This is a genomic window from Solirhodobacter olei (assembly GCF_004010155.1).
Taxonomy (GTDB): domain Bacteria; phylum Pseudomonadota; class Alphaproteobacteria; order Rhodobacterales; family Rhodobacteraceae; genus Solirhodobacter; species Solirhodobacter olei.
In genome coordinates this window covers 1-362 of sequence record NZ_RRYH01000112.1, presented here as the reverse complement: position 1 = coordinate 362, position 362 = coordinate 1, and the positions used below count along the sequence as shown (strand labels likewise).

At 65.5% G+C, this 362-nt stretch carries 1 pseudogene; it reads left to right on the top strand.

What is annotated here, in order from left to right:
• Positions 1 to 362, top strand: a pseudogene (locus tag EIP85_RS22665) (dihydroxy-acid dehydratase); the annotation flags it as partial.

Here is a 362-nt window from a genome sequence, read left to right as displayed (position 1 = left end):
CGCGGCCGCGCCGTGGTCTTCGAGGACATCGACGACTACAAGGCCAGGATCAATGACGAGGCGCTCGACATCGACGAGACCTGCGTGATGGTACTGAAGATGTGTGGGCCGAAGGGCTATCCCGGCATGGCGGAAGTCGGCAACATGGGCCTGCCGCCCAAAGTTCTGCGCAAGGGCATCACCGATATGGTGCGGATCTCCGACGCACGCATGTCGGGCACGGCCTATGGCACCGTGATCCTCCACACCTCGCCTGAGGCCGCGGCGGGTGGACCTCTGGCCGTGGTGCGTGACGGAGACATGATCGAGATCGACGTGGCCGCCCGTCGGCTGCACCTCGACATCCCCGAGGCGGAGCTGGA